The organism is Erythrobacter sp. KY5 (assembly GCF_003264115.1).
In the GTDB taxonomy this organism is placed as follows: Bacteria; Pseudomonadota; Alphaproteobacteria; order Sphingomonadales; family Sphingomonadaceae; genus Erythrobacter.
The window spans coordinates 2,616,981-2,639,148 of sequence record NZ_CP021912.1; the positions used below are offsets into that span (position 1 = coordinate 2,616,981).

General features: G+C 61.0%; 21 protein-coding genes. 9 read left to right on the forward strand and 12 right to left on the reverse strand.

Features of this window, described 5'->3' with window-relative positions; translation table 11 throughout:
• The first annotated feature begins 36 nt into the window (after positions 1 to 36).
• Together CD351_RS12520 and CD351_RS12525 are read left to right on the forward strand one after the other, a co-directional pair.
• Positions 37 to 267 (forward strand): hypothetical protein, encoded by a 231-nt coding sequence (locus CD351_RS12520; RefSeq protein ID WP_111992943.1) that lies wholly within the window; start codon positions 37 to 39, stop codon positions 265 to 267.
• Entirely contained in the window at positions 257 to 688 is a 432-nt protein-coding gene (locus CD351_RS12525; RefSeq protein WP_111992944.1) for a hypothetical protein, read from the forward strand. The genes CD351_RS12520 and CD351_RS12525 overlap by 11 nt, the downstream gene beginning before the upstream one ends.
• A gap of 133 nt (positions 689 to 821) precedes the next feature.
• Here CD351_RS12525 and CD351_RS12530 read toward each other — a convergent pair whose 3' ends face one another.
• From CD351_RS12530 to cysS, 4 genes are all read right to left on the reverse strand, one after another.
• Positions 822 to 2,198 carry an aldehyde dehydrogenase family protein gene (locus CD351_RS12530; RefSeq protein WP_111992945.1) on the reverse strand — a complete coding sequence of 459 codons (1,377 nt, stop codon included), beginning with the start codon at positions 2,196 to 2,198 and terminating at the stop codon, positions 822 to 824.
• 58 nt (positions 2,199 to 2,256) lie between these two features.
• Positions 2,257 to 3,915, reverse strand: a complete 1,659-nt coding sequence (locus tag CD351_RS12535) for an acetolactate synthase large subunit (protein ID WP_111992946.1) — start codon at positions 3,913 to 3,915, stop codon at positions 2,257 to 2,259.
• A 225-nt stretch (positions 3,916 to 4,140) separates the two neighbouring features.
• Positions 4,141 to 5,079, reverse strand: coding sequence for a D-2-hydroxyacid dehydrogenase (locus tag CD351_RS12540; RefSeq protein WP_111992947.1), 939 nt, complete (start codon positions 5,077 to 5,079; stop codon positions 4,141 to 4,143).
• Positions 5,080 to 5,181: 102 nt separating this feature from the next.
• Positions 5,182 to 6,657, reverse strand: a complete 1,476-nt coding sequence (cysS, locus tag CD351_RS12545; protein ID WP_111993749.1) for a cysteine--tRNA ligase — start codon at positions 6,655 to 6,657, stop codon at positions 5,182 to 5,184.
• A gap of 30 nt (positions 6,658 to 6,687) precedes the next feature.
• Here cysS and CD351_RS12550 point away from each other — a divergent pair, with 30 nt between their 5' ends.
• Complete coding sequence (locus tag CD351_RS12550) at positions 6,688 to 7,362, forward strand: DUF998 domain-containing protein (RefSeq protein ID WP_111992948.1); 675 nt, start codon at positions 6,688 to 6,690, stop codon at positions 7,360 to 7,362.
• A gap of 7 nt (positions 7,363 to 7,369) precedes the next feature.
• On the opposite strand, the gene CD351_RS12555 is transcribed toward CD351_RS12550, so the two are convergent.
• From CD351_RS12555 to fsa, 4 genes are read right to left on the reverse strand one after another with little or no spacing between them, the layout of a single operon-like run.
• A complete protein-coding gene (locus CD351_RS12555; protein WP_111992949.1) occupies positions 7,370 to 8,032 on the reverse strand; it encodes a nitroreductase family protein in 663 nt (220 codons plus the stop codon).
• On the reverse strand, positions 8,029 to 8,547 hold the full coding sequence (locus CD351_RS12560) for a hypothetical protein (protein WP_162627716.1): 519 nt from the start codon (positions 8,545 to 8,547) through the stop codon (positions 8,029 to 8,031). The genes CD351_RS12555 and CD351_RS12560 overlap by 4 nt, the downstream gene beginning before the upstream one ends.
• Positions 8,544 to 10,388, reverse strand: a complete 1,845-nt coding sequence (gene cobT / locus CD351_RS12565) for a cobaltochelatase subunit CobT (protein WP_111992951.1) — start codon at positions 10,386 to 10,388, stop codon at positions 8,544 to 8,546. The genes CD351_RS12560 and cobT overlap by 4 nt, the downstream gene beginning before the upstream one ends.
• 35 nt (positions 10,389 to 10,423) lie before the next feature.
• A complete protein-coding gene (fsa, locus tag CD351_RS12570) occupies positions 10,424 to 11,077 on the reverse strand; it encodes a fructose-6-phosphate aldolase (protein ID WP_111992952.1) in 654 nt (217 codons plus the stop codon).
• Positions 11,078 to 11,110: 33 nt separating this feature from the next.
• Between fsa and CD351_RS12575 the strand changes: the two genes are divergently transcribed.
• Positions 11,111 to 11,806, forward strand: coding sequence for a DUF2490 domain-containing protein (locus CD351_RS12575; RefSeq protein WP_162627717.1), 696 nt, complete (start codon positions 11,111 to 11,113; stop codon positions 11,804 to 11,806).
• Here CD351_RS12575 and CD351_RS12580 read toward each other — a convergent pair.
• Complete coding sequence (locus CD351_RS12580; protein ID WP_111992954.1) at positions 11,803 to 12,516, reverse strand: DUF4197 domain-containing protein; 714 nt, start codon at positions 12,514 to 12,516, stop codon at positions 11,803 to 11,805. The two genes, CD351_RS12575 and CD351_RS12580, sit on opposite strands and share 4 nt — an antisense overlap.
• A 54-nt stretch (positions 12,517 to 12,570) precedes the next feature.
• Here CD351_RS12580 and CD351_RS12585 point away from each other — a divergent pair, with 54 nt between their 5' ends.
• From CD351_RS12585 to CD351_RS12595, 3 genes are read left to right on the forward strand one after another with little or no spacing between them, the layout of a single operon-like run.
• Positions 12,571 to 14,736: a primosomal protein N' gene (locus CD351_RS12585; protein WP_111992955.1), complete on the forward strand. Its 2,166-nt coding sequence runs from the start codon at positions 12,571 to 12,573 to the stop codon at positions 14,734 to 14,736.
• A 57-nt stretch (positions 14,737 to 14,793) separates the two neighbouring features.
• Positions 14,794 to 16,362, forward strand: a complete 1,569-nt coding sequence (locus tag CD351_RS12590; protein ID WP_111992956.1) for a cryptochrome/photolyase family protein — start codon at positions 14,794 to 14,796, stop codon at positions 16,360 to 16,362.
• A 29-nt stretch (positions 16,363 to 16,391) separates the two neighbouring features.
• Positions 16,392 to 17,024 (forward strand): glutathione S-transferase family protein, encoded by a 633-nt coding sequence (locus CD351_RS12595; RefSeq protein ID WP_111992957.1) that lies wholly within the window; start codon positions 16,392 to 16,394, stop codon positions 17,022 to 17,024.
• A 10-nt stretch (positions 17,025 to 17,034) separates the two neighbouring features.
• On the opposite strand, the gene CD351_RS12600 is transcribed toward CD351_RS12595, so the two are convergent.
• Positions 17,035 to 18,096: a serine hydrolase gene (locus CD351_RS12600; protein ID WP_111992958.1), complete on the reverse strand. Its 1,062-nt coding sequence runs from the start codon at positions 18,094 to 18,096 to the stop codon at positions 17,035 to 17,037.
• A gap of 78 nt (positions 18,097 to 18,174) precedes the next feature.
• On the opposite strand from CD351_RS12600, the gene CD351_RS12605 reads away from it, so the two are divergent.
• Positions 18,175 to 18,960, forward strand: a complete 786-nt coding sequence (locus CD351_RS12605; protein WP_111992959.1) for an SDR family NAD(P)-dependent oxidoreductase — start codon at positions 18,175 to 18,177, stop codon at positions 18,958 to 18,960.
• Here CD351_RS12605 and CD351_RS12610 read toward each other — a convergent pair.
• Positions 18,957 to 19,934, reverse strand: coding sequence for a hypothetical protein (locus CD351_RS12610; protein WP_162627718.1), 978 nt, complete (start codon positions 19,932 to 19,934; stop codon positions 18,957 to 18,959). The genes CD351_RS12605 and CD351_RS12610 overlap by 4 nt on opposite strands.
• A 368-nt stretch (positions 19,935 to 20,302) precedes the next feature.
• Between CD351_RS12610 and CD351_RS12615 the strand changes: the two genes are divergently transcribed.
• The gene (locus CD351_RS12615) at positions 20,303 to 21,379 is read left to right on the forward strand and encodes a PAS domain-containing protein (protein ID WP_111992961.1); all 1,077 of its coding nucleotides are present in this window, start codon (positions 20,303 to 20,305) and stop codon (positions 21,377 to 21,379) included.
• A gap of 44 nt (positions 21,380 to 21,423) precedes the next feature.
• Here the strand turns inward: CD351_RS12615 and CD351_RS12620 are convergent, their stop codons facing one another.
• A complete protein-coding gene (locus tag CD351_RS12620; RefSeq protein WP_111992962.1) occupies positions 21,424 to 22,167 on the reverse strand; it encodes an isocitrate lyase/phosphoenolpyruvate mutase family protein in 744 nt (247 codons plus the stop codon).
• Between the last annotated feature and the right edge of the window lies 1 nt (position 22,168).

Consider the following 22,168-nt stretch of genomic DNA (forward strand, 5'->3'; position numbering starts at 1 on the left):
CCTCCAAGTCCAGAACGACCAGGAAAGGGATCGGAAATGCTGCTTCGGAAGGTCGAAAAATTCCTCAGGGCCCATGACATGCCTGCAACCAAGTTTGGGCGGCTCGCTGCGGGCGATCCGCGCTTCGTGCTCGACTTGCGCATGGGCCGGATACCGCGCCCGCGGACCGAGGCGCGCACCCTCGGCTGGATGGCCGAATTCGCCGCAACGGCAGCGGCTTCAGACACAGAAATTCTCGAAAAAAAGGACTTTGCCCATGCTCTATGATCCCACCCTGCTCGCCGCCCCTTTTGCCCGCACCAGCGTTGCGCTCGAGACCAAGTCCGCCGCTATCGAGGTGCCTGCGCGGCCCACGGGTCGCCGTTATCGCGCGCGCCGCACGACAGCCGACCGGGTGCGCGAAGCGCTGCTGATGCTGGCCGAGGGGCGCGCCGACCTGCTCACACACGAGGAAAAGGCGTGGAGCTCGATCACCTTCGCAGGAACGCGGCACGAAGTGATGCTCGACTTCAACGGCGCGGATGCTGTCGCGGTTGGCGAAGAGTTCATCGCCAGCCTGCCCGAGCATGAGTTCACAATTCCCGGACAGCTGGTCGCCGATGCGACGATCAGCGAAGTCGACCACCGCTTTGGCCAGGACGAGCGCATGGTGGTGACGGCCGTGCTGCTGCTCTTGGACGAAAGCTAGGTGAAGTCAGGCAAAACGGGCCGGATGGCCCGCAAGGGTGACCGCCCGTCCGCAGCGGGTGCGTAGCGAAGCGGAGCACGTCTAACGAGGAGGCAGGCCCGGATGGGCCTGCCCAGGCCTCACGCCTCCTGGCTTACGCCTTGATGACGATCATCTTCTCGATGGTCATTTCATGCATCGTGTAAGGGATGCCGCCAACGCCATGGCCCGAATGTTTGAGCCCGGCGAACGGCATCCAGTCAACGCGGAAGGCAGAATGGTCGTTCACCATCACCGCGGCTGCGTCGATGTTGCGATAGGTGTGCATCGTGTTTGAAAGATCGTTCGAGAAGATCGCCGCCTGAAACGCAACGTCAAGCGAATTGGCCTGCGCAATCGCCTCATCAACGTCGGTGTAGCTGTAAATGCACACCACTGGCCCGAACACTTCCTGCGTGGAAACCTTCGCGTCCTTGGGGGGATTGAGCAGGACGGTGGGCGCGTAAGTGGTGTCGCCCAGACGCTCGCCTCCGCAAAGAACCTTTGCGCCGCTATCGCGCGCTTCATTGACCCATTCCTCGACCCGGTCGACTTCCTTGGGCCGGATCAGCGGGCCGCATTCGACGTCTTCCTCGATCGCGTTACCGACCTTCAGCGCCTTGGCCGCCTCGGCCATCTTGCTCGACAGCTCATCGACGATGTCGGCATGTGCGAAGACACGCTGGACCGACACGCAGACCTGTCCTGAATGATAAAAGCCGCCCTTGATGAGCGAGCCGACAGCCGCGTCGATATCCGCGCTCGGATCGACAATCACCGGCGCGACCCCGCCATGTTCGAGCGCGCAGCGCGTGCCGGGCGAAAGCTTGGAGCGAAGCCCCCAGCCCACACCTGCCGAACCGATGAAGGTGAAGAACGCGACGCGGTTGTCGGTGACCATCTTCTCGGACGCATCGCGCGACGGAAGTACGGCGCGCGCCAAGTCTTCAGGCAGGCCAGCTTCGTGCAGGATCGAGACGAACTCGAAGCACGAAAGCGGCGTATCGCTAGCCGGTTTGACGATTACCGGGCAGCCTGTCGCAACCGCCGGGCAGACCTGGTGCACGATCAGGTTGAGCGGGTGGTTGAAAGCCGAGACCGCCACGACCGGACCGATCGGCTCACGCGTGGTCCAGGCAAGGCGCCCATCTCCCGACGCGCTGAGCCCCATCGGAATCTCGGTGCCGCGCACATTGCCCAGATCCTCGATGCAAAGCTCAACACCCTTGATCGCGCGGTCGGCTTCGACCCGCGCATCGATCAGCGGCTTCCCGCCCTCATTGGCAATCTGCATTGCCAGATGGTCGCGCCGATCCTTCATGATCTCCACGACCTTTTCGAGGATCGCGGCGCGTTCATGCACTTTCAGCCAGCCATCGCGGTTCTTGTGCAGGGCCTCGGCCTTGGCGAGATACCCGTCGATGGTCTCCCAATCGTGCGTCGGAACCTCACCGATCTTCTGGCGGTCGAACGGATTGACGACTTCGTGCATGGTCTTCCCCTGAGAGCGAGGTTGTGAGCTTATCGAATGAAGTGCGCGAGCGCTAAGCTTAAAGCTCGGCGCTCAGCTTCTTGATGTCGATATTCAGGATCTGGTCGTTTTCCGAATAATCGACCGGGCAGTCGATCAGGTGGACGCCCGGCGTCTCGTTGCAGTGCTTCAGAAGCTCGGCAAGGTGCGCGGAGGATTCCACCCGGTGCCCTTTCGCGCCGTAGCTTTCCGCGTACTGCACAAAGTCCGGGTTGCCATAGGTCAGACCGAAATCGTCAAAGCCCATATTCGCCTGTTTCCAGCGGATCATGCCGTATGCATCATCGCGCAGAATCAGCACGGTCAGATTGAGGCCGAGGCGGACCGCGGTTTCCATCTCCTGGCTGTTCATCATGAACCCGCCATCGCCGCAGATCGCCATGACCTTGCGATCGGGATAGAGCATCGCGCTCATCATCGCGGACGGCAGGCCTGCACCCATGGTTGCAAGCGCGTTGTCGAGCAGCACAGTGTTGGGAAGGTATGCGGTGTATCCACGCGCGAACCAGATCTTGTAGACCCCGTTATCGAGGCAGATAATCCCATCGCGCGGCATCGCGTCGCGGACCTGCTGAACAAGGTGCGGCGGGAAGATCGGGAAGCGATCGTCGGCTGCAAGCTTGCCAGTGTGTTCAAGCTCAGCCTTGTGATAGCCGAGCATCTGTTCGAAATCCCAGTCGCGATTGGGCGAGATGTCTTCCTTGATCTGCCAGACCGCGTTGGCGATGTCGCCGATGACCTCGATCTGCGGGAAATAGACCGGATCGACCTCAGCCGTTTTGGTTGAGACGTGGATCACGGTGACACCGTTGTCCTTCATGAAGAAAGGCGGCTTTTCGATCACGTCGTGACCGACATTGATGATGCAATCGGAGGCTTCGACCGCGCGGTGAACGAAGTCGCCTGCCGAAAGCGCCGCACAACCGAGAAACTTCGGGTGCCGCTCGTCGATCACGCCCTTGCCCATCTGGGTGGTAAGGAACGGGATGCCGGTCTTCTCGACGAATTGTTCGAGCATCCGCCCGCAAAGCTTGCGATTGGCGCCCGCGCCGATGACAAGGACGGGGTTCTTGGCGCTTTCGATTGCTTTTACCGCAGCGCGAACCGCCTTGGGCTCAGCGGAAGGACGACGCGCAACGCTTTTGGGAAGCGGCTTGAAGTCGGTCGCCTGTTCCTCGGCAATATCTTCGGGAAGTTCTATCAGCGTCGCGCCCGGCTTTTCCTCTTCGGCGAGACGATAGGCTTCGCGCACGCGGCTGGGAATGTTGTCGCCCGCCGCGATCTGGATCGAGTACTTGGTGACCGGCTCCATCAGCGACACGATGTCGACGATCTGGAAGCGGCCCTGCTTCGATTTCTTGATCGGCTTCTGACCGGTGATCATCAGCACAGGCATCCCGCCAAGCTGCGCATAGGCGGCGCTGGTCACGAAGTTGGTAGCGCCCGGGCCAAGCGTCGCCACGCACACGCCGGTCTTGCCGGTATGGCGGCCATAGGTCGCGGCCATGAAGCCCGCGCCCTGTTCATGGCGAGTGAGGATCAACTTGATCTTGTCCGACTTGCCCAGAGAGTCGAGAAAGTCGAGGTTCTCTTCACCCGGCACACCAAAGATATACTCGCAGCCTTCTGCTTCGAGACAGTCGATGAAGACGTCAGACGCTTTTTTGGTATCGCTCATTTTCGTATTCCCCCCAATACTTCGCGAAAAGCCGTCGCTAGGCCTTCGCCGTGACCGTAAACTGATTACGCAAGGACGCCTCTACATGGAGGCTGCACCCAATGTCCTTGCGGTACGTGTCGAATGTGTCCGGGCCGTGATGGCTGGACGTCACAGCCATGTATTGCAGGATTCCGCCAGAATCCAAGGGCGAAGCGAAAATTGCCGGAAAATTAGCAGGCCAAATCAGTAGCCCAGATGCGGATCGAAGATCGGCGCGACGGGCTTTCCGGCCAGGTAATTCTGCAAGTTTTCGAGGAAGCGAGTGGCGGAGCGAATGAACATCTTGTCCTGCGCCCGGCCCGACAAGTGCATCGAGATATGTGCATTGTCGAGCGCCCACAGCTCGTGGTCTTCGGGCAAAGGTTCGGGCGTGGTCACATCGAGGAACGCGCCGCCAATGGCCCTACTGCGAAGCGCCTCGACGAGCGCTGGCTGATCGACCACTTCGCCGCGCGCGATGTTGACGAGCACTGCATGGGACTTCATCGCCGCAAGCTCGTCCGCACCGATCATGTTCTCGGTCTCAGGGGTGGAAGGCACGGCGAGGATGACCCAGTCGAAATCGCCCAGTCTCCCGCGCCATTCGTCAGGCGTCAGCACGCCCTCTCCGCCTGATCGGCGCACCACGGTCACGTCCACATCGAAGGCTTCGAGCCTTGGCTTGATGAGCTTTCCGATTGCCCCGTAGCCAAGCAGCAGGGCCTTCGAGCCGGCGAGTTCGCGCTTGCCCGGCGAATCGAGCAGCCATTCGCGCCGTTCAGCCGCGCGCATGACGTCGCGGTATCCTTTGGCGATGTTTAGCATGCCCATCACGACATATTCGGCAATGGTGATCGCGTTGATCCCGACGCCGTTCGTGACGGTGATATCGCGCTCGATCAGCACGTCCATCGGCAGGAAATCGAGGCCCGCATAGATCGAGTTCAGCCATTTGAGCTCCGTGGCCGCATGCAGCGCCTTCGCCATCGCCTCCTTGTCGTTCATGTCGAACCAGCCGATCTCCGCACCCTTCACCGCGTCGATGGCTTCCTCGGCGGTCATGAACCAGCGGACATCGAGGTCTGCGGGCAGTTGCGGTTCGAGCAGCGGACGGATGAGGCCGGATATTGCGAGCGTGGTCATGAAATTCCTTTCGTCACCCCGGAGCTGATCCGGGGTCCCGCTTCTTTTCGCGGAGTCGTAGAAGGCAGCGGGACCCCGGATCAAGTCCGGTGTGACGGGAAGTCAGGAAAGCTTCCAGTCCCAGCCGAGCGCGTCGCCGTCCATCACCTCCACGCCCTTGGCCGTGAGTTCATCGCGGATCGCGTCGGAGGTTGCGAAGTCCTTCTCAGCGCGCGCGGCCTTGCGGCGGGCGAGCGCGTCTTCGATCTCTTCTTCGGTGATCTCTGCTGAGGCTGGACGGATGCGCAAGTCTGCACGGGAGAGGTTGAAGAGATTGAGGCCGAGCACCGCGTCGATATGCTCGACCACTGCGCGCTTGATACCTGCGTCGACCTTCTTTGTCGCAAGCGCATCTTCAAGCGCAGTCAGAGCAATTGCAGTGTTAAGATCGTCCGACATCGCTTCATCGAACTTGGCAAGGGTATCAGCAAATTTGGGGTGTTCGGCAACCGGCTGCGTCGGCGCGTCGGCAAGGCGCTCCACCGCCATCACCATCCGCTTCAGCCGCGTAAGCGCGGCTTCCAGCCCTTCCCAGCTGAACTCGAGCTCGCTGCGATAATGCGCTTGCAGGCACATTATCCGATAGGCGAGCGGATGGAAGCCCTTGTCGACCAGCAATTGCAGCCGCAGGAACTCGCCCGACGACTTCGACATTTTGCCCGAACGCTCGACCAGGAAGTTGTTGTGCATCCAGATGCGCGCGCCCGAATTGGTTGCATCGGAAAGCCCGCCCGAGCAGCAATAGGCCTGGTTCTGTGCGATCTCGTTGGGGTGGTGGATTTCGCGGTGGTCGATCCCGCCGGTGTGAATGTCGAAGGGGAAGCCGAGCAGCGCCTCACCCATAACCGAGCATTCAAGGTGCCATCCGGGAGCGCCCTTGCCCCATGGGCTGTCCCATTCCATCTGCCGCGTCTCGCCCTCCGGCGTCTTGCGCCAGATCGCGAAGTCGGCCGCGTTGCGCTTGCCCTCCAGCCGCTCTATCCGCCCTTCACCCTCTTCGGTGACGGCGCGGGCCAGCTTGCCGTAATCCGCGACCGTCGAGACGTCGAAATAGAGCCCGCTCTCAAGCTCATAGCAGTGCTTGTCCGCCACGCGCTTGCCCCACGCGATCATTTCTTCGACATATTCGGTCGCGCGCGGGTGCTGTTTCTTCTGAACGTTCAGCCGCGCCAGATCGCGCTCAAAATCTTCCTGATAAAAGCGCGCAATATCCCAGGCGCTCTTGCCCTGGCTCGCCGCCATCTTTTCCATCTTGTCCTCGCCCTCATCGGCGTCAGACGTCAGGTGCCCGACATCGGTTATGTTGATGACGTGGGTGAGCTTGTAGCCTTTGAACTTCAGCGTTCGGCCAAGCGTATCGGCGAACACGTAAGCGCGCATGTTGCCGATATGCTGGTAGTTGTAGACCGTCGGCCCGCAAGTGTAGACGCGCGCCTCCGGCGGCCTCGCCGGATCACCGGGAACGCCCTCGTGAATTGGAACGAATTCCTCGATCTGCCTGTTGAGTGAGTTGAACAGTTTGAGCGGTGTTTGGGCCATGCGAGCGCCCATGCGACAAACCGCCATCCAGTGCAACAGGAGGCAGCGATCAGTAAAGATTCCGGGACCGATACGACATCGAGAGTGCTTGGGGGGATCGCCATTGCCGGCTGCGTGATCTCAGTGGTGATGGACTTTATCGGGGTCGGGATTTCAGACCGGGTCGGAATGATCCAGAACACGATCAGCAACCTTGCCGCCTCCAAGGCCGAAGGCACTCCGGCTGACGAACTTGCCGATATCGGGATTTACGCGTTCGTGGTTTCAGTGCTGGCGACCACCGCGGGGCTGCTGCGGTGGAGGATAGATCGGCTAGACTGGAAGATCGGATCGTGGCTGCTGGTCGTGGTCGCGGTCTGCGTGGTGCTGATCGCGGGGTACGAGGCATACACAACCGACGAAGGCCCCGTGATCCATTACCGGCTGGTTTATGTGCTGGGCGTCGCTTTCCCGCTCACCGTGTTGCTGACCGCCGGGCAATTCTGGGAGATCAGCAAGGGCCTCGGCCTCTCGCTCTATATCGGCGGGGTTGCGTGGGCGGTGCTCGGCCCGCTCTTCTTCTTCGTCCCGACCGGATATGACGGTGCATACGAGCGGATGCTCGCTGGCGGAATGCTGGCGTGGTTTATCACCATGGGCGTGATGATCTGGGATGATCCCGACATCGTGCGGCAGGTGTCAGAGGACCAGCGCGGGCACGATTAATCCGCGCTCAGTCAAAGCCGAGGAACTTCACCTGCTCATCCAGCGGCACGCGTTCGCGCTCGAAATTGTTCACCGGCGCGTCCGGGTCGCGGTAGCCGATCGCCATGCCGCAGAAGAACATGTAGCGTTCGTGATCGAGGCCTAGAAAATCGCGGATGACGTTGGCGTAGAAAGCCATGAATTCCTGGTAGCAGCTGTCGAGCCCTTCCTCGCGCAGCAGCAAAGCCACCGTTTGCAGCCACATGCCGGTGTCCGACCATTGCGGCGCTTTCATGAAGCGCGGGAAATAGACGAACATGACCGCCGGCGCATCGAAGCTGGTGGTGTTGCGCCCCATCGCCGCCATGCGCGCCGCGCCGTCGTCACGCGCAATGCCGAGCGCGTCGAACATGCCCTTGGAAATGCCGTGAAGGCGCTCCTTGTAAGCCTCCTCCTGCTTGGGCGCATCCCAATCGTATTCGAGCTCCTGCATCGGCGTGGAGGTGATCTTGGCCTGAAGCTCCTTGAGCGGCTCACCCGTGACGATGGTGGCTTCCCACGGCTGGTAATTGCACCCCGAAGCCGCCCAGCGAGCCTTGTCCATGACGCGGCGGATCGTGTCGAGTTCGACCGGCTTGTCGAAAAACTCACGGATCGAGCGGCGGCTGGTGACGGCTTCGGTTACGTTCATTTGGTCCTCATCAGAATTTTGATCCGATCTTTCAAAGGCAGTTGCCTTGGGTCTTCAAAAGCGTCTTCAAGCAATCCAGCGCCTTCGGCCTCATGCAAAGCTAGAATTGCCGATTTTCGGGCCGCTTGCCGGATGTCTAGAATCGTAAGGATCGGAAGCGGAATTGTCGGGTGAAATGCACACATTCGAGCGTAAAAGAAGACTTCATGGAGCGGCTCATTTTCATGCCACGTTGTCATGACAAAACTCTCGTCGGGCACCCCTTGGTTGTTGAACTTTTCCCGCAGCGCGTGGTCGACGCTGTCGTCCCAAGAGCTGCAGTCATGGCCCCACGCCATCATATAAAGACATCCGCTCTCCACGATCCAAGCGCTAACTGCCTCTTGCCAATCGTTGGTTACAGGCTGCTCTACAATTACGATGACGCGGCGAGATGTTGGGGTTGTTTCAGGCAACGGCGAACCGGATGGAAGATGCAAATACTCCACTACTTCGTCGTGATCGCAGATGCTCACCGCCGCCCCCGCTTCACACCCTTCTCATCCTCGAACAGTTCCGCAAGCTGCTCCATGATCGTGCCGCCGAGCTGTTCGACATCCATAATCGTTACCGCGCGCCGGTAATAGCGCGTCACATCGTGGCCGATGCCGATGGCGACCAGTTGCACGGGTGAGACCTTTTCGATCCAGTCGATCACCCCGCGCAAATGCGCTTCGAGATAGCCTGCCGAGTTCACGCTCAAAGTCGAATCATCCACCGGCGCGCCGTCGGAAATCACCATCAGGATGCGGCGTTCTTCAGGGCGGTAGATCAGGCGGGAATGCGCCCATAGCAGCGCCTCACCGTCGATATTTTCCTTCAGCAGCCCCTCGCGCATCATCAGGCCGAGATTGCGGCGCGCGCGGCGCCAGGGTTCGTCGGCCTGTTTGTAGATGATGTGGCGCAAATCGTTCAAACGCCCCGGCCCCTGCGGTTTGCCATCGGCAAGCCACGCCTCGCGCGCCTGCCCACCCTTCCACGCGCGGGTGGTGAAGCCGAGGATCTCGGTCTTCACCCCGCACCGCTCCAGCGTGCGTGCAAGGATATCGGCGCTGATCGCGGCAATGCTGATCGGTCGGCCGCGCATCGAACCCGAATTGTCGATCAGCAGCGTGACGATCGTGTCCTTGAAGTCAATATCGCGCTCGACCTTGTAAGACAGCGCCGTGCCGGGCGAGACGACCACGCGAGACAGGCGCGCTGCATCCAGAACGCCTTCTTCCTGATCGAAATCCCAGCTGCGGTTCTGCTGCGCCATCAGGCGGCGCTGCAACCGGTTGGCGAGGCGCGTGACCACACCCTGAAGCCCGGTCAGTTGGCTGTCGAGATAAGCGCGCAGCCGGTCCAGTTCATCGGCATCGCACAGTTCAGGGGCGTCGATTTCCTCGTCGAAGCGCGTTGTGAAGGCCTTGTAATCGAGGCCATCGGGAATGTCGGCCTGCGGGCGATTCGGGCGGACAGGCGCGTTAGAGGCATCGCCCTCTTCTCCCGGCTCACCCTCCTGCATCTCGTCATCGGCGGACATTTCGCTGTCCGCTTCGCCATCGGAGTCGCCCTCGGCCATTTCGCCAGCCATCTCGGCGCTTTGCGGATCGGCGTCGCCTTCGTTCTGTTCGTCGCCGGTCTGGTCGTCGTCCTCGCCCTCATCCTCATCGCTGTCGTCGTTTTCGGTGTCTTCGGGCGCTTCCGTCGGGCGGGTGAGGTCGAGGTCGCGCAGCAGGTCGAGCGTGAGTTTCTGGAAGGCTTCCTGATCGCTGAGCTTTTCGGCCAGCGAGGCGAAATCGTCACCCACCGTCTCTTCGATAAACTCGCGAACCAGACCTACGCCTGCCCGAGCGCGCTCGGGGATGGTTTCGCCTGTCAATTCTTCGCGCAGCATCAGCGAGAGCGCGGTTTGCAGCGGCACTTCGGAGGCGTTTTGCGCGCGGGCAATCGGGTCGCTCGCAGTGCGCATCTCGGTGGCCGAATCAAGGTTGGACTTAATCCCGCCAAACCGGTTTGCGCCCAGCGCCTCGTAACGGACCTGCTCGATCGCGTCATAGCACGCACGCGCCACCGGCTCGGGCGGCGCACCCATTGCGTGGAGCCCCGCATCGTGGTGACGCAATTTGAGCGCAAAACTGTCCGCAAACCCGCGCGCTTCGGTGACCTGATCGGCTGGCAGGTCGCGTCCGGGTAACGGCACTCGAAAGCGACTCCCGCTCGCACCGGGCACGTCAGCGCTCCACGCAACCTCGACCTCACCGTCACGCGAGATCGCGCGCGCGGCTCCGGTCAGCGCCTGTTTGAAGCGGTCGAGAGGGGATTCTTCGGACATTCGGATGTTTCAGATAGGGATCGGGTCTCGGGCGATCAAACGATGCTTTGGCCGGTCGCTTCCCAATCCTTGAGGAAACCCTCGATACCCTTGTCGGTCAGCACGTGCTTGAACAGGCCCATGATGACGCCCGGAGGCGCGGTCATTACGTCAGCGCCGATCTTTGCGCTCTCAAGGATGTGGGTCGCATGGCGCACCGATGCGACGAGGATTTCGGTGTCGAACAGGTAGTTGTCGTAGATCAGGCGGATATCGCGGATAAGGTCCATCCCGTCGAAGCCATTGTCATCGTGGCGCCCCACGAAAGGCGAGATGAAGGTCGCGCCGGCCTTTGCGGCGAGAAGAGCCTGGTTGGCCGAAAAGCACAGCGTCACGTTGACCATCGTGCCGTCGCCGGAAAGTGCCTTGCAGGTTTTCAGACCGTCGACCGTCAGCGGCACCTTGATGCAGACATTGTCCGCGATCTTGCGCAGGACTTCGGCTTCTTTCATCATCGTTTCGTGGTCGAGCGCGACCACTTCGGCGCTGACCGGGCCATCGACGATGCCGCAGATTTCCTTGGTCACTTCCATGAAATCACGTCCGGACTTGTGGATCAGCGAGGGGTTCGTGGTCACCCCATCGAGCAGCCCTGTTGCAGCCAGTTCCTTGATCGGTTCGATTTCGGCGGTGTCGACGAAGAATTTCACGTGCGTTCTCCTCGCCCCTGTCGGGCTTGATGGGTGGCAATTGGAAGGCCGGGCTACTACCTCATCCGGATGATGAAATGGCTCAGCCGATTTGCCAGCGTGATTGCCTGTGCATGGGGCGCTTGGCAACCGTCTGTTGCCCTCGCTGCCGAAGAAGATGTGCAATTATGGGTGTATGCGGTCGCGCGCGGGGACTTTGACGAGGACACATCGTGGAATCTCGATGCTTCGGCGCGCTGGCGCGAACAGGCACGTGGCGACGAACAGCAAACGCTCAGGCTCAACATCGACCAGCAGGTCACTGATGGCATCACGCTGGGCGGAGGCTTCGGCGTGTTCGAAACGGAGGGAGGCAATACCGAGCTACGCCCGCACCAGCAATTGACGCTTTCGAGAGGCCGTTTTTCGGCCCGCACCCGGATTGAGCAACGCTTCTTCGATGGCGCTGACCGGATGGAGCTGCGGGTGAGGCAGATGGTGCGCTACACTCAGCCGCTCGGCCCCGGATGGAGGGCGAGCATCGACGTCGAGTTCTTTCATCTTGCGCAGACACGCGACCGGATGAGCGACACCGCGCGAGATCAGTGGCGCGCGCGGACCATCCTTACGCGGCAGATGAGCGAGACCCTGTCACTGGGCGTCAGTTACATGATGATTTACGATCCGCGCCCGGAGCGGGTGGACCGGATCAACCATGTGCCGCAGCTTTATATGACCAAGCGCTTCTAGATCCTCGCAGCTGCTCCAAACACACCGATCAAAACTGGATCGCGTGTCGTTTCGGGGTTTGCGCGGATAGCGGCCTCTTCGCGTCCGATCTCGCTCCAGATCGCGCTGTCGATTGTGCCTGCAAGGCGTCCGGCGATACCGCCGATATCGGTCCCGGTTGCCGCGTTCAAAAGCTCGGCCACCAGCGGATCGTTGGCAATGCGGATCGCATCGCCCAGTTCGGGCACCATTTCGTCGATCAGTCGCCCGCCCAATTCGCCGCGCAGCGCCTCGGTTGCGGCCTGCGGGCCTCCGCGTACGAGTTCAAAAGCTGCGGCAGGACCGATGATTTCGACCGCATCGCGCACGATTGGCGCAGCTGCATAAGACCCCTCTATCGCGATATCGGCGAACACCGTTTCCAGCCGGTCCTTGAACAATGTCGAAGTCAGCACCCGGGTCAGGGTATCGCCGCGCGTGCCGAGCAGGCTGCCAAGACCGATGCGCGCGACCTGTTCGTCCCAGTAGCCATCAGGAGCGGTCAGACGCGCGAAGGCATTCTCGCTCGCGCGCAAGAGCAGTCGGCGGATCACCTCGGTCATGCTCAGCGTCGATCCGGTGGTCGCGCAGGCTGGAAGGGCAACGAGTACGGCTGCAGAAAGACCACCTCCCAGAACCTTGCGACGATTGATTGCCCTTGTACCGATTGCGTTGGAGCCATTTGCGTTCATATCTGCGATCCTCTCGTAGTTATTCCAAACCACTGTGCCTATGTTCCGGTTCCGATGAACCGCGTCCGACTCCTCGTCTTGAATGCTGCCCTGGGTGCGCTCGACTACAAGCTTGCAGAGGGCATGAATGTCGAGCCGGGCAGCGTGGTCGTTGCGCCGCTGGGTCCGCGCACGGTGACCGGCATTGTGTGGGACGAAGGTCGCTTGCCGGGGGCTGAGGTCGACGCATCGAAGCTTCGCGCGCTGCGAGAGGTGGTGCCCGTTCCGCCGCTGTCCGAACCCCTGCGCCGCCTGATCGAATGGACCGCCGACTATTACTGCGCCCCGCTTTCAAGCGTCGCGCGCATGGTTCTTTCAAGCGGAGGCGCGCTTGGCGGCCCGACCACCACGACCGAATATCGCCTGTCGGGCGGTACGCCTGAACGTATGACCCCGCAGCGTGCCGCCGCAATCGAAGCGCTGGAGGGCGAGCAAGGCACGATCCGCGAGCTGTCAGCCATCGCAGAAGTATCCGAAGGGGTGCTTCGCGGCCTTGTAAATCAGGGTGTGATCGAGCCGGTCACCGTCTCCATCGACCGGCCTTATGATCAGGCAAACGCCGACCACCACCAGCCGGCCCTGTCCGACGATCAGAGGCGGGTGGCCAAGCAGCTCGTGAAGGCGGTCGAGGCGCGCAGGTTCGAGCCCTTCCTGCTCGATGGCGTAACCGGTTCGGGCAAGACCGAGACTTATTTCGAACCTGTCGCCGAGGCCTTGCGCATGGGGCGGCAGGTGCTGGTGCTCCTCCCCGAAATCGCCCTGACCGAAAACTTCCTTACCCGGTTCGAAGACCGCTTTGGAGCCGCCCCCGTTCAGTGGCACTCTTCGCTCAAGTCGACCGAACGTCGCCGCGCGTGGCGTGCGATCAGCACGGGGGATGCGCAGGTCATCGTCGGCGCGCGCTCTGCCCTGTTCCTGCCTTACGCCGACCTCGGCCTTATCGTTGTCGACGAAGCGCACGAGATCAGTTTCAAGCAGGATGACGGTGTTCGCTACAACGCCAGAGACGTGTCGGTTATGCGCGCGCGGTTCGAGGAGATTCCGGTGTTGCTCGCCAGTGCGACGCCTGCTCTGGAAAGCCTGCATATGGCGAACACCGGGACGTATACGAAACTCGAACTGCCCAGCCGGTTCGGCGGCGCGCAATTGCCTGAGATAAAGCTTGTCGATCTCACGATAGAGAAACCGGCAAGCGGTCGCTGGCTGGCCGCACCGCTGATGGAGGCTTTGGAGGCACGGCTCGAAACGGGCGAGCAATCGCTCCTGTTTCTCAACCGCAGGGGCTACGCGCCTCTGACCTTGTGCCGCAATTGCGGGCACCGGTTTCAGTGCCCCAATTGCAGCGCGTGGCTGGTCGAGCATCGGCTTTCCGCACGGCTCGCCTGCCATCATTGCGGTCTCGAAACGCGCCCTCCCGACACATGCCCCGAATGCGGCGAAGGCGATTGCCTTGTGGCTTGTGGCCCCGGAGTGGAGCGCATCGCCGATGAAGTCGCCGAACTTTTCCCCGAAGCGCGCGTAGCGGTCGCGACTTCAGACACGTTGGGCTCCCCAGCCCGCGCGGCGGAATTTCTTCAAAAGGTCGAAGCCAAGGCGATCGACGTGATCGTCGGCACTCAGCTTGTTACAAAAGGCTTTCACTTTCCCGAGCTCACTCTCGTCGGCGTGGTCGATGCTGACCTTGGCCTTGAGGGAGGAGACCTTCGCGCAGCCGAGCGCACATATCAGCAAGTGGCGCAGGTCGCAGGGCGCGCCGGGCGCGGGGCAAAGCCGGGCGAAGTGCTGATTCAGACGCGGCACCCGGACGCCGCTGTCATCGCCGCGCTCGCCAACGGGGACCGTGATGCTTTTTACGAGGCCGAAACCGATGCAAGGCGCGATGCGGGCGCTCCGCCCTTTGGTCGCTGGGCCTCGATAATCCTGTCATCCGAAGACGACCGCGAAGCGCGCGAGGCGGCGGCGCGGCTGGGCGATACGCGCCCGCATCTCGACGACCTGATGATCCTTGGCCCTGCCCCTGCCCCGCTTGCGCTGCTGAGAAACCGCTACCGCTATCGCTTCCTCATCAACGCGCGGCGCAGTGCGAACTTGCAAGGGGTGCTGCGCGACTGGATCGGGAGGCAGGATTTTGCTCCCGGCGTCCGCGTCGGCATCGACATCGATCCCTACAGTTTCGTGTAACAGAGCGCGGACCGGTCGGTCGCGGCAACCATTCGCGGCCCCGTGCGTAGCTATGGCATGGCTTCCCAATCTTGCGTTCTCGTGCCCATCCTGGGCGATCAGTTGACCCGTACACTTGCCTCTCTGCGCGGGCAGACCAAGGACGACACCGTCATCTTGATGATGGAGGTCTGGGACGAGGCCACCTACGTCAAGCATCACAAGCAGAAGATCACTCTCATCTTTTCCGCCATGCGCCACTTTGCCACCGAACTGGAAGATGCGGGCTGGAGCGTCGACTACGTCAAGCTCACCGACGAGGACAATGCGGGCAGCTTCACCGGCGAAGTCGCGCGCGCTGTCGAGCGGCACGATCCGGCAAAGATCCGCGTGGTCGAGGCGGGCGAATGGCGCGTGCAGCAAGCTATCGAGGAATGGCCGGATAAATTCGCCTGCGAAGTCGAAATTCTCCCCGACGACCGTTTCATCGCGACCCACGCCGAATTCCGCGACTGGGCCGATGATCGCAAGCACCTCACCATGGAGCATTTCTATCGCGATATGCGCCGAAAGACCGGCCTGTTGATGACCGAAGACGGCAAACCGGAAGGCGGCGACTGGAATTACGACAAGGACAACCGCGAACCGCCCAAGGACGAAATGGACCCGCCGCCGGTCCCGAAATTCGAGCCCGACGACATCACGCGCGAAGTCATGGCGCTTGTCGAAGAAAAGTTCGGCGACCATTTCGGCAGTCTCGAAACATTTGAATGGCCCGTCACGCGTGACGAGGCGGAAAAGGCCGTCGATGCCTTCTTCGCCGAGCGGATCGAGAAATTCGGACCCTTTCAGGACGCGATGGTCCATGGGTCGGACGACATGTACCACTCGATGCTTTCGACCAGCATCAACCTTGGCCTGCTCGACCCGGTGGACCTATGCAAACGCGCCGAGCAGGCTTACAAGGACGGCCGCGCACCGATCAATTCGGTCGAAGGTTTCATCCGCCAGATCATCGGCTGGCGCGAATACATTCGGGGCTTTTACTGGCTCCACATGCCGGGCCTCGAGAGCGACAACAAGCTCAACGCCCAGCGCGCTCTGCCAGACTTCTTCTGGACTGGCGAGACCGACATGCGCTGCCTTGCCGACTGCATCCGCTCGACCCACGAAAACGCGCACGCGCACCATATTCAACGCCTGATGGTGCTCGGCAATTTTTGCCTGCTTGCAGGGATCAATCCTCGCGACGTGCAGGACTGGTATCTCGCGGTCTATGCCGATGCGTATGAGTGGGTGGAGTTGCCCAACGTTTCAGGGATGATCCTTTACGCCGATGGCGGAAATCTCGCGACCAAACCCTACGCGGCGAGCGGGAATTACATCAACAAGATGTCCGACTACTGCAAGGAATGCAGCTACTCCGTCAGCAAGAAGACGGGCGACGGCGCGTGCCCATTCAACCCGCTCTACTGGCACTTCATGGACCGCCACCGCGACCGGCTGGAAAGCAATCACCGCGTCGGGCGCATCTATTCGAACTGGGACCGAATGGATGACGAGAAGAAATCCGATTACCTTGAGAGCGCGCAGAAATTCCTCGACACGTTGACCCCTGCCGATAGTAGCTGGGCAAGAAACGAGTAACGTCACGTCCTGAGGGGAATTTTACCGCCATGCTGACCATCCACCACCTGCGCATTTCGCAGTCCGAACGCATTGTCTGGCTGGCTGAGGAATTGGGCCTCGAATACGATCTGAAGCTCTACAACCGCGATCCCGAAACGCGCCTTGCCCCGGCTGAGCTCAAGGCTATTCACCCGATGGAGATTGCGCCGGTCATCACCGACGGTGATCTGGTTCTGGGCGAAAGCGGCGCGATCATGGATTACATCGTGGGCAAGTATGCTCCCGATACGGATCTAGTTCCCGGCCCCTATCACCCGGACTTTGCCGATCACCTGTACTGGTATCATTTCGCCAACGCGACGCTGATGACCAATGCGATGATGAGCATTGCGGTGAACGCTGTGGGCGCGGAAATGCCGCCGCCGCTGATGAAGCGCGTGACAAACGCCTGGGCGCATATCGAAAAGCGTCTGGGCGAAGCCGACTATTTCGGCGGCTCAGCTTTTACCACGGCCGATATCATGCTCGGCTTCTCGCTGACGACGGCGCGCGCCTTCAACGACATGAGCGTCGATCACATGCCGAACCTCAAGGCGTGGCTGAAGCGCATCGGAGCGCGCGATGCCTATCAGCGCGCAATGGCCAAGGCCGAGCCGGGCTTTCCGCCAAAGCTCGATTGAGCGGTGACACTCAACCCTTCTCCAGCGCTGTCCAGATCTCGCTGGCCATATCGTCGACAAAGATCGAGGACGAGTTGTCGAGCAGAATTACCACGTCGCCATCTGCTCCATCGTCCTTGAAGCCAAGATAGGTGCGAGCACCCAGCCAGGCGCCGTTATGCGAGATCAGATCACCGTTTCGATTGAGCCCGAAGTGGTAACCATCGCCTATCCCTCTGCCAGTAGCGCGATCCTTTAGCGCGCGTGAAATCAGCCGGTCATCGCGCCAGAACCGCACCCAGTTTGCAAGATCATCGAGTGTAGAAAATACCGCTCCATCGCCCGCTACGCCGTCGAGATTGGTTGGCTCCATTTTGCCGTCGTCATTGAAGCTGGTGGCGCGGTTCGCAAAGTCATCTGCGCTTACCAGGTTCCACACGCGAGTCTTGTCCATGCCCAAGGGCGCGAGGACTTCCTGTCTAAGATAGCTCTCAAACGATTGCCCGGAAACACGCTTGACAAGTCCAGCGAGGAACACGTAGCCGGTGTTATTGTACTGGTACTCGGTCGGCGCTTCGTAGCTTTGTGAGCCTGAGCAGACATGATCGAACACCCAACCAATGGTAGTGATTTCATCCGGGTTGGCGCGCTCGAAATAATCGTCGGGAACGCCGGAGACATGGCGAAGAAATTGCGCGGGCGTTGCCTTGACGGGGCAGTCTTCAATCTGATCGCCGACCGGCTTGTCGAGGTCGAGTAGGCCGTCATGCGCGAGCTTCAGGATCGCGGCAGCGGTGAAGCTCTTCGAGACCGAGGCAAGGCGAAACTGCGAGTCCGCTGTCAACGCGCGGCCATCACCGTCCAGCCCCCACGCCTTGCGAACCACGACTTTGCCATCGTGGATAACCAGAGCCGCGCCGTTGAACTGTGAAATCCGACCCCCGTGGCGGGCATCGAACCATGCTTCGAGCTCAGGTCCAAAGTCAGAGGAACTAACGGCGACAGCAGGCACCTTGATCATCCAGAGCGCCCAGACGAACAGGCCAATGGCCAGAACCACAATCGCTCCAAGGACATAGGCAAGCGTGCGCATCTATCATCTCTCTTCCTCAACCGATGGCAAATGAAGATCGGCTTCGCTAGGCTGGTTCACACACCCTGAAAGGTCCACATGAAACCCTACGAACACCTTAGCCGCTCGATCGCGGGTCACAAGGCGATCATCACCGGCGCTGCCAGCGGCATGGGCCGCGCGACTGCACATCTGTTCGCCTCGGAAGGTGCACATGTTGCGGTGACCGATCTCGACCAGTCGAAATGCGACGCGGTGGCGAAGAAAATTGCCGCTGCTGGCTATCCCGGCAGCGCCCTGCCCCTAGCGCTGGACGTGCTGGACGCCAATGCCATCGAAGCGCGGGTGGCGGAAATCGGCGAGCATTTCGGCGGTCTTGACATCGTCGTCAACAATGCAGGCTTCTCGCTTCACGCGATGATCGAGGATGATGAATATCCCGAATACTGGGACAAGAGCATCGCCGGCCTGCTCACCGCCCACCAGCGCATCATCCGCGCAGCTATGCCCTATCTTCGCCAGAGCGATCATCCGCGCATTGTCAACATCGCTTCGACCGAGGGATTGGGCGCGACGCCGACGAATTCGCCCTATGTCGCGGCCAAACACGGCGTGATTGGCCTCACACGCGGGATGGCGGTGGACCTTGGGCGCGACGGGATCACTGTGAACTGCATCTGTCCCGGCCCGATCCGCACCGGCATTACCGATCGGATTCCCGAAGAGCACAAGGAAATCTACGCCAAGCGCCGCGTCCCCTTGCGCCGTTACGGTCACCCTGAGGAGGTGGCGCACATGACCTTGTCGTTGGTGCTTCCCTCTGCGAGCTTTATCACCGGCGCCGTCATCCCGGTCGATGGCGGGCTGACGATCAAGAACGGTTAGCGCTTTAGCACCTCGAGAAAGCCGGCGCTGTCATCGAGCCGCAGACCCACGCCCGAAATATGCTTTTCGCCGCCGATCGCGGTGGGAATGGCGATCGGGCGCGAAAAGCGCAGGCTCACATTGGGCGCAGACATCAGGGCAAGGTTGAGGACTGATTTGTCCTGCAACTCTTCGCTGGTGAACGCGGTCGCTGCATCGGCGATCTGGCTGATCGGAACCTCGAAATCGTAGATCATGCCGCTGCGCACACGCACCACATCGCCCGTCACCAGCACCGGATTGATGCGGAAACTCTTGAGCAAAGCGACGGTCCAGATGATGCCCCAGACGCTGACGGCGAACAAGACCCATGCAAGCGTCGGGCTCCAGTACATCAGGAGCAGATGCACCACAGAAATCTCGATTACCTGGAGCACGAGGAAGGTGGCGATCATCGGGGTCAGATAAGTGTGATAGATGAATCCGCGGCTGCCCGCTGGCACGTCGGCTGGTGCTCCCCAGCGCAAGAGGCCAAGGACAAGGACACGCGTCTCTGCCTGAGCGAAACGGAGCATCGCGGGTGGGAGCACCCGTTCGAGCCCCGTCATGAACGACCCGGAAGCGCGCCATTGCGTCACAACGCGCAGGGCCGACCAGCCAAGGAAAATCGCTAGCGTCATCGCAGCGGCAAGCAGAACCTGGGGCATACCCAGATAAACCGCCTGAACCGGGCCCGCAGCACCGGCGATCACCACGATGCTGGCCAGTGCCAGAGCGGCGAGCATGTGAAACGCCTCTGGCTTGTGATCGCGCGCTTTCCAGATGACGGCCAGCATCAGCGCATCCGTCACGATCCAGGCGAACAGGATGGCGGCCCACCCGGCATTCGCTTCGGCCCAGGCGGTGTGCGTAAGCGCGCGTGCGCCCCAGATTGCGAGCAAGGCCAAGGCCGTCGGGAGGACAACGGCGAGAGGTGCAGGTAAGCGTTGGAGCATCAAAAACCTCCTGTTGGCTCTTGCGTTAGTCGCGGCGTACCGCCCGCTCAATTCAGTTTTTTGCAAGACATGCCGCGTGCATCTTTGTCTCGATCAGCTGAGGCGCGGGAGCTTGGCATGATCAGCCGTCAATCCGCCTCTGGCCACTGCGACCTGTCCAAGCGATCGGATCGACGACGCATTGGCTCATCGCAACTGGCTGAGGCACCGGTCTGCGGCAAACGCGCAAGGTATGTCTTCGGATTGGGTCGACGAACGCGCTGAGATTCCAATAGCTTGACAGATAAGTCGCAGTATCGCTCGCCATCGGAGACAGAATAGCGTATGTAAGTTTAGGTAGACGCCCTGTAGTGTAAGGAAATTTGGACATGCCACCTGAGTTGTCAGAGGCCCGCCTGGGCGAAGCCATAGCCAAGCTGCCATTTTCCATGGTCCTCGCGAGCGCGACGCTCGAAGATCAGCCAATCCTTTACATCAACGAACGCTTCACCTCCGTTACCGGGTACAGCGAGGAAATGACCGTCGGACGCAACTGCCGTTTCCTTCAGGGCGAAGAAACCGACCCAAAGACGGTCGCCAAGATCCGCGCGGCACTCGAAAACGGTGAGGACATTACCGTCGATCTGGCCAATTACCGGGCCGATGGTTCGATGTTCATGAACCGGCTGCTGATCTCTCCAATCCGTAATGACGAAGGTGAGGTCGTCTCGTTCCTCGGAATTCAGCGCGACCTGACGGGACAGATAGAGGAGCTTCCCGCAGGATCGGACGATGTGCTCATGTCCGAATTGCAGCACCGGGTCAAAAACCACCTCGCCATGATAGTGGGCCTGATACGGATGCACGAAAGCAGCGAAGCCTCGAAAGAAGCGCTCGCTGCGCTCTCCAGCCGGGTCCAAAGCCTTGCGCTGTTGTACGAAGAGCTATCTGGCAGCGGCGTTGCCACGATTTCGGACGACCAGATTTCGGCAGGCGCTTACATCAGCCGGGTCGCGGCGGCGCTAGGCTCGATTGACGGGCGCAAGGCGATCCGCATGAATGTCGATTGCGATCAGGTGTCCCTTCCGGTCAATGTCGCGACAACGCTGGGACTGCTCGTGACAGAATTTCTGACCAATAGCCTCGAACACGCCTTTGTCGGGCGCGACCTCGGAATGATCCGGGTGCGGCTTGAGAATCTGGCTGGCGGGCTGGTGCGATTGACGGTCGAAGATGACGGCGTCGGCCTGCCGGAGGGGTTGAACTGGCCGCGCGGCAGCATGTCTTTGAGAGAAAGACGAAAGGCCATGCGCGCACAAGGCGAAGGCGAGCGGCGCGGTCTTGGTGGAGCGATGGTCAATTCTCTGGTCGATTCCATCGGCGGGAAGCTGTCGGTCGGAGGAACCGATCACGGGACCATCATCGTACTCGACCTGCCGCCGCGACCGACCAACGATCCCGAGTAACAATCGCGCCAGATGCGCCGGCGGTGCTTACGGTGCCGCCTCGGCTATCGCAGGCTTTCGCGCGCAGCTGCCTCTACGCTCGCCATCGCATCGCGCCACGGCGCGCCGCCATAGCTGATCCGTGAAACACCCAGAGCCGCGAGCTCGTGATTGCCGACCATGCCGGGCAGCCGCATCACGTTGACGGGCAGCGCGACCTTGTCGCAAACCTGAGCAATCAGGTCGGGGTCGCCCAATCCCGGAATGAAGAAACTGCCCGCTCCTGCTGAACGGTAAGCGTTGGCCCGCTCGACCGCGGCATAGACAAGCTCGACGTGGTTCGGGTCCTTGCCCTCCATCAACGGCCCGAGAAATATGTCAGTGCGCGCGTTTACGAACAGGCCTTCGCCGCTAACCACTGCGATGCGTTCTGCCTGTTCGTCGATTGCGCGCAAACCGCCAGCGCGGATCAGGCGATCTTCGAGATTGCAGCCGATCACGCCTGCGTGAGCGAGCGCATCGGCGTTGTGCGCAAGGTCGGCAAGATTGGTCGCATATCCCGTTTCCAAGTCGATCGTGACCGGCAAATCCACCGCATCGGCAATCTGCCTGGCTGTTTCGGTCAGGCGCGAAAACGGAATGTGTTCGCCGTCGTCATACCCCTGCGCTCCCGCGAGCGAATGGCTGCCTGTTGCGACCGCCTTTGCGCCTGCGCGCGCGACAGCGACGGCGCTGCCTGCGTCCCATATGTTGAACAGAACCAGCGGATCGCCAGCCCGGTGAAGCGCTGCAAATTCGTTTCTGGTCATT

Excerpts from the sequence above, each read along its gene's own strand:
- CD351_RS12530 (WP_111992945.1), bottom strand. The coding sequence starts at position 2,198 with ATGCACGAAGTCGTCAATCCGTTCGACCGCCAGAAGATCGGTGAGGTT.
- CD351_RS12600 (WP_111992958.1), bottom strand. The coding sequence starts at position 18,096 with ATGCGCACGCTTGCCTATGTCCTTGGAGCGATTGTGGTTCTGGCCATT.
- CD351_RS12535 (WP_111992946.1), bottom strand. The coding sequence starts at position 3,915 with ATGAGCGATACCAAAAAAGCGTCTGACGTCTTCATCGACTGTCTCGAA.
- CD351_RS12605 (WP_111992959.1), top strand. The coding sequence starts at position 18,175 with ATGAAACCCTACGAACACCTTAGCCGCTCGATCGCGGGTCACAAGGCG.
- CD351_RS12595 (WP_111992957.1), top strand. The coding sequence starts at position 16,392 with ATGCTGACCATCCACCACCTGCGCATTTCGCAGTCCGAACGCATTGTC.
- CD351_RS12525 (WP_111992944.1), top strand. The coding sequence starts at position 257 with ATGCTCTATGATCCCACCCTGCTCGCCGCCCCTTTTGCCCGCACCAGC.
- cysS (WP_111993749.1), bottom strand. The coding sequence starts at position 6,657 with ATGGCCCAAACACCGCTCAAACTGTTCAACTCACTCAACAGGCAGATC.
- CD351_RS12580 (WP_111992954.1), bottom strand. The coding sequence starts at position 12,516 with ATGAACGCAAATGGCTCCAACGCAATCGGTACAAGGGCAATCAATCGT.
- CD351_RS12520 (WP_111992943.1), top strand. The coding sequence starts at position 37 with ATGCTGCTTCGGAAGGTCGAAAAATTCCTCAGGGCCCATGACATGCCT.
- CD351_RS12540 (WP_111992947.1), bottom strand. The coding sequence starts at position 5,079 with ATGACCACGCTCGCAATATCCGGCCTCATCCGTCCGCTGCTCGAACCG.
- CD351_RS12610 (WP_162627718.1), bottom strand. The coding sequence starts at position 19,934 with ATGCTCCAACGCTTACCTGCACCTCTCGCCGTTGTCCTCCCGACGGCC.
- CD351_RS12590 (WP_111992956.1), top strand. The coding sequence starts at position 14,794 with ATGGCTTCCCAATCTTGCGTTCTCGTGCCCATCCTGGGCGATCAGTTG.
- CD351_RS12555 (WP_111992949.1), bottom strand. The coding sequence starts at position 8,032 with ATGAACGTAACCGAAGCCGTCACCAGCCGCCGCTCGATCCGTGAGTTT.
- CD351_RS12615 (WP_111992961.1), top strand. The coding sequence starts at position 20,303 with ATGCCACCTGAGTTGTCAGAGGCCCGCCTGGGCGAAGCCATAGCCAAG.
- CD351_RS12585 (WP_111992955.1), top strand. The coding sequence starts at position 12,571 with ATGAACCGCGTCCGACTCCTCGTCTTGAATGCTGCCCTGGGTGCGCTC.
- cobT (WP_111992951.1), bottom strand. The coding sequence starts at position 10,388 with ATGTCCGAAGAATCCCCTCTCGACCGCTTCAAACAGGCGCTGACCGGA.
- CD351_RS12620 (WP_111992962.1), bottom strand. The coding sequence starts at position 22,167 with ATGACCAGAAACGAATTTGCAGCGCTTCACCGGGCTGGCGATCCGCTG.